We start from the raw sequence: 6333 nt of genomic DNA, 5'->3' as shown, positions 1-6333 counted from the left end.
CTAGAAAAGTCTTGTACTGCGCCAGTAGCAGGATTGATAGAAACTCCACTATGTGTAATGGATGGTGAAAGCGCAGTAACATCGGTTCCTGCTGGCAAAGTCAGACTTATATTCGTTCCTGTAATAGTTCCATTTACTCCACCAATTACAAATTCGGTGATTGCTTTGGTGCTACTAAGCGCCGGAGCGGTAACGGTCACTGAATACACTTGTGTAGAGCCGTCCGCCGCTGTAACCGTATACTCAACAGGACTTGTAAAATTTTGCGCTACACCTGAAGCCGGATTGATAGAAGTTCCAGTATGTGTAATGGAAGGTGAAAGTGCAGTAACATCAGTTCCTGCAGGTAAGGCTAGACTAATATTCGTTCCTGTGATAGTTCCGTTTACCGTTCCAATTGTAAATGCTGTGATTGCTTTGGTGCTACTAAGTGCAGGAGAGGTAACGGTCACTGAATACACTTGTGTAGAGCCGTCCGCCGCTGTAACCATATACTCAACCGGACTTGTAAAATTTTGCGCTACACCTGAAGCCGGATTGATAGAAACTCCAGTATGTGTAATGGAAGGAGAAAGCGCAGTAACATCGGTTCCTGCCGGCAGGGTTAACGAAATATTAGTTCCTGAAATAGTTCCACTTACTCCACCAATTGTAAATGAGGTAATATCTTTATCACTGCTAAGAGCTGGTGCTAAACTCACCGTAACGGTATATACTTGCGTAGTTCCATCTGCCGCTGTAACCGTATACTCAACAGGACTTGTAAAATTTTGCGCTACACCTGAAGCCGGATTGATAGAAGCTCCAGTATGGGTAATAGATGGCGAAAGTGCAGTAACATCAGTTCCTGCAGGTAGGGCTAGACTAATATTCGTTCCTGTGATAGTTCCGTTTACCGTTCCAATTGTAAATGCTGTGATTGCTTTGGTGCTACTAAGTGCAGGAGCGGTAACGGTCACTGAATACACTTGTGTAGAGCCGTCCGCCGCTGTAACCGTATACTCAACCGGACTTGTAAAATCTTGTGCTACACCTATAGCAGGATTGATAGAAACTCCAGTATGTGTAATGGATGGTGAAAGCGCAGTAACATCGGTTCCTGCTGGTAAAGTTAGACTAATATTCGTTCCTGTGATAATTCCGTTTACCGTTCCAATTGTAAATGATGTGATGTCTTTATCACTACTAAGGGCAGGTGCTAAACTCACCGTAACCGTATATACTTGCGTGGTTCCATCTGCTGCGGTAACTGTATACTCAACAGGATTTGTAAAATCTTGTACTACACCAGATGCTGGATTTATAGAAGCCCCAGTATGAGTTATAGTAGGACTTAATGCCGTAACATCTGTTCCTGCAGGAAGTGTAATGGTAAATGCTGTTGCAGGATCGTTCACGGTTTCTCCATCAATAGTAAGTGAGGTAATATCTTTATCGCTGCTAAGAGCTGGTGCTAAACTCACCGTAACCGTATAGACTTTAGTAGTTCCATCAGCAGCGGTAACCGTATACTCCACAGGACTTGTAAAATCTTGTACTACACCAGATGCTGGATTTATAGTAGCCCCAGTATGAGTTATAGTAGGACTTAATGCCGTAACATCTGTTCCTGCAGGAAGTGTAATGGTAAATGCTGTTGCAGGATCGTTCACGGTTTCTCCATCAATAGTAAATGAGGTAATATCTTTATCGCTGCTAAGAGCTGGTGCTAAACTCACCGTAACCGTATAGACTTTAGTATTTCCATCAGCAGCGGTAACCGTATACTCCACAGGACTTGTAAAATCTTGTACTACACCAGATGCTGGATTTATAGAAGCCCCAGTATGAGTTATAGTAGGCTCAAGTGCAGTTACGTCTGTTGTAGAAGGTAAGATGACAGTAATATCAGTTCCTGTAATAGTTCCATTTATACCATCAATTGTAAGTGATGTGATGTCTTTTGATTCACTCTGAGCAACAGTTACCGTAACGGTGTAATCTTGCGTAGACGCATCTTCAGCAGTAACGGTATACGCTAAAGGATTCGTAAAATCTTGTGCTACTCCAGATGCTGGATTTACAGAAGCGCCTGTATGAGTTACAGTAGGCTCCAGTGCAGTTACGTTTGTTGTAGAAGGTAAAGTGATAGTAATATCAGTTCCTGTAATAGTTCCATTTACACCATCAATTGTAAATGTGGTGATGTCTTTTGAATCATCACCTTCAATAGTTGAAGTAACCGTATACGCTTGTATGGTTTCATCTTGAGCAGTAACCGTATAAATTACAGAATTCGAAAAATCTTGATTTATTTCTGATTCGGGCGAAATACTTTCTCCAGTATGTATAATTACGGGTGCTAAAGCAGTCAAATCGGTTCCTTCAGGAAGTACAACATCAATAGTAGTTCCCGTAATTGTCCCTGCTACTCCGTTTACTATAAATGAAGTAATTTCTTTTTCACTAGAAAGTTCATCCACAACTTCAAAGGTTACGGTAGTTATTAATTCTTGCTCGTTGCTATCTCTTAATAAGAACTCAATCGTTGTAACTCCTAATTCGTTAGAAATATATTCCAATTGATAGGTTCCTGGTGCAATGCTTACAAAATCATTCACCGCAATAGTATTGCTTTCAGGAGCTGCGGTATATAAATTACCAGAGCCTTCAGAGAACGAATAATTTCTTTGGTAGGTCGCGCCTGTTACAGCCGCTTCATTTCCTAAGGTTACCGTAATACTTTGAGAGCTCCCTAATAAAACTGGGTCTGTAGGTCCTTCGGCTGTCCACGTAACTGGAATATTGGTAATCGTATAGGTAAGTGTAATTTCTTCTGTAAAGCCAAAAGTATCAGATGCGGTAAAGGTTACCGAATGATCTCCTATAGCTGTTGGAATATAATCTAATGATGAAGATAAAGGATTAAAAGAGACCTTTACTCCTTCTTCAATTGTAGTACCATCAACAGCTTCAAAATACCCCGCTCCAGAATTTATTTTATACGAAAAAGAATAACTAAGATCTTCTAATAGTTCCTCAGGAGTAATTGTTAGAAAAGTTGCTAGAGGTGTACTGATAAACCCATCAGCTTCATGCTCTTCCGTGATTTCAAATTCAACTTCAGTATACAAGCCAACCTCTTTGGTACAGGCTATGATTAAAGCTAGTAAGGCTAAAAATCCGGAAGTATATTTGTAAAGTTTATTCATATTAAAATTTATTCTTTTAGTCAGTAGCTACACATAAAACAGGATTTGGACCTCCAGTAGGTCTACATTCACAAATATTTGTCACGGGATCAAAACACACCGCTTCACCTAATGGACAGCTTATAGGACATTCCGTGATATTAATTCGTACAATATCTGAGCTTACTCCTCCTAAATTATCAGTTACAGTTAGTCTAAACTCGTAGAGCCCTCCTGAGAAACCAGTAACTGCTGTGGTAAGTGAGTTTTGATTCGCTATAGTCGCCGATCCCCCACTTATTTTTTCCCACAAAATAGTTTCAATTGTTCCATCAGGGTCACTTGCTGTTCCTCCAAGAGTAAATTGAGTGGTGAGGCTAACTACCTCTTGATCATTACCTGCGAATACCGTGGGTAATTGATTGGATGCACCCGTCACATTAATTGTAAACATTTCAGAATCACTTAAAACTGGAATTCCATTATCGGTAACGGTTAAGGCCACGGTATATGTTCCTGCTGTAGTATAACTATGCGTTGGATTTATTAAGTTAGAAGTGGTTGTATCGCCAAAATCCCACAAATAAGTTAAATTGTCCCCATCAGGATCTGACGATGAATCGGCATAAAAATTTTCTACAGCACCTATAGTTGTAGTTGTTGGACCTGAGGCAACTGCTACTGGTGCTTGGTTAGCCGGAGCTGAGACAGTTACCGTAATTAGACCATCATCTGTTCCCCCATTACCATCACTTATTTGGTATCCAATTTGATCTGTTCCAACAAAATTTATATTTGGGCTATAACTTACCTGATTACCTGACATCGTTGCGGTACCGTTAAGAGGAAAGAGCTCAAGAGTAACCGTAAGCGTATCACCATCTGGATCAGAGTCATTTTCAATAACATTGAATAAATTATTATTAGTTCCTTTTATAACTGAATAATTGTCTGCCACGGCTGTTGGAGCTTGATTGGCAGAAGCATTTACGGTTATAATTATAACCGCCCAACTTGACAAAGCTGGTGATCCATCATCTGTAACTGTAAGTGTCACATGATAAGTTCCTGCTGTTGTAAAGGTATGAAAAGGATTAGCCGCTGTAGCAGTGCTTCCATCTTCAAAATCCCAAACATACGTTAATACATCGCCAGTATCTGGATCAGAGGAAGTATCTCCTGTAAACTGTACAGCTAAAGAAGCTTCTCCAGTAAGTACATCTGAACTTACTACCGCCGTTGGAGCTTGATTTGCTGCTGTTACAATTATCGTGATAGTGTCCGTACTAGTTAGAGCTGGTGTTCCATCATCGGTAACGGTAAGCGTTACATCATATGTTCCAGCTGTTGTAAAGGTGTGAGAAGGATTAGCAGTTGTTGCTGTAGTTCCATCTCCGAAATCCCAAGTATACGATAATACATCACCTGCATCTGGATCAGAAGAAGTATCTCCTGTAAATTGTACCGCTAGGGAAACTTCCCCTGTAAGTATATCTGAAGTTGCTACCGCTGTTGGGGCTTGATTGGCTTCTGTTACAATTACCGTGATAGTATCCGTACTAGTTAGGGCTGGTGCTCCATCATCAGTAATGGTAAGTGTTACAGTGTACGTTCCTGCGGTTGTAAAAGTGTGAGAAGTATTGGCAGTTGTAGCTGTGCTTCCATCTCCAAAATCCCAGGCATATGTTAATGCATCTCCAGTATCTGGATCAGAAGAAGTGTCTCCTGTAAATTGTACCGCTAAATAAGGAGCGCCAGAAGTTACATCTGAAGTTGCTACAGCTGTTGGAGCTTGGTTTTCGGAAGGAACTGTTACGTTTACCGTATAAGTTTGAATTGTTTGATCTTGAGCAGTAACCGTATAAATTACTGGATTTGTAAAGTCTTGACTTGTTTCTGATTCCGGCGAAACACTTGCTCCGGTATGAATAATAACTGGTGATAATGTAGTTAAGTCAGTTCCTTCAGGAAGTACTACATCGATAGCAGTTCCTGTAATAGTTCCTGTAATAGTACCTGCTACTCCATTTACTATAAATGAAGTAATTTCTTTTTCTGTAGAAAGCTCATTAACCACTTCAAAACTTACGGTTTGAAGTAGTTCTTGTCCGTTTGAATCTTTCAATAAAAACGCTAAAGTTGTTTGTCCTAATTCGGTAGCTACATACGTTAAGGCATACGTTCCTGGTGTAATACTAACAAATTCATTCAAAATTTCACTCGTTCCACTAGGAGAAGATGTTATTGTACCTGTACCTTGAGTAAAGGAATAATTCCGTTCATAGGTAACTCCTGTAGTGGTAGTTTCACTCCCTAAAGTAATAGTAATATCTTGTGAACTACCCAACAAAACTTGTCCTGTAGGTCCTATAGCCATCCAAGAAACGGGAACATCACTAATAACATAAGATAAAGTAACTTGCTCCTGAAAACCAAAAGTATCTTCAGCGGTAAAAGTGATCGAGTGATCTCCTTTTTTTGTGGCAATATAATTTAATGAGGCTGATAATGGATTCAACCCAATTTTATCTCCTTCGGAAATAGTAGTTCCGGATTCATCTTGAAAATATCCTTCGCCTGTATTAATCTTGTACGAATAGGAATAAGAATATCCTTCCACGAGTTCTTCCGGAGTAACCGTAATGGAAGTAGAAAGAGGTGTATTGATAAAGCCATCTGCTACATGAGTTTCTGAAATTTCAAATTCCACTTCAGTGTATAGTCCTACTTCTTTTGTGCAGGCTATGATTATAGTGAGGAAAACAATAAAGCAAGTAATATATTTGTAATTTTTTTTCATAATATATTGAATATAAATTAGTTACAATGCGCCAAATTGTGCAACACCGTCACCACCTCTAAAGACACCTTCTAAAGTATATGTGTATGTTCCTGGACCAAAAAATCCAGTAGAATTACTTGAAGAAGCACCTATTCCTACCGATACATTAGTTGGAGCGCCATTGATATTAAGAAAAACAGAAGCACCCTTTGAACCACCAATTGCATTTAATTCAAAACTTAGAGAACCACCTGAAATTGTTAACGTCCCTGTAATTGAAAATTCTGACTCATTTATTGATGTTGTTGTACTATATGTAACAGTTCCCTTGGGTTCGTTAACAATAACTGTTCTAATAACTTCCGTAGCATCATTACCTGC

3 protein-coding genes are annotated in these 6333 nt (G+C 39.6%); all 3 read right to left on the bottom strand.

What is annotated here, in order from left to right:
- A partial coding sequence (locus BLQ19_RS21320) for a beta strand repeat-containing protein (protein ID WP_074538493.1) occupies positions 1 to 3191 on the bottom strand: 3191 nt, incomplete at its 3' end.
- Between the two features lie 16 nt (positions 3192 to 3207).
- Complete coding sequence (locus BLQ19_RS11915; RefSeq protein WP_074538492.1) at positions 3208 to 5970, bottom strand: PKD domain-containing protein; 2763 nt, start codon at positions 5968 to 5970, stop codon at positions 3208 to 3210.
- Positions 5971 to 5991: 21 nt separating this feature from the next.
- A partial coding sequence (locus tag BLQ19_RS21315) for a hypothetical protein (protein WP_175444430.1) occupies positions 5992 to 6333 on the bottom strand: 342 nt, incomplete at its 5' end.

The sequence above is a fragment of the Cellulophaga baltica genome (assembly GCF_900102165.1).
In the GTDB taxonomy this organism is placed as follows: Bacteria; Bacteroidota; Bacteroidia; order Flavobacteriales; family Flavobacteriaceae; genus Cellulophaga; species Cellulophaga baltica.
This window is presented reverse-complemented; position numbering and strand designations above follow the sequence as displayed.

Excerpts from the sequence above, each read along its gene's own strand:
- BLQ19_RS11915 (WP_074538492.1), bottom strand. The coding sequence starts at position 5,970 with ATGAAAAAAAATTACAAATATATTACTTGCTTTATTGTTTTCCTCACT.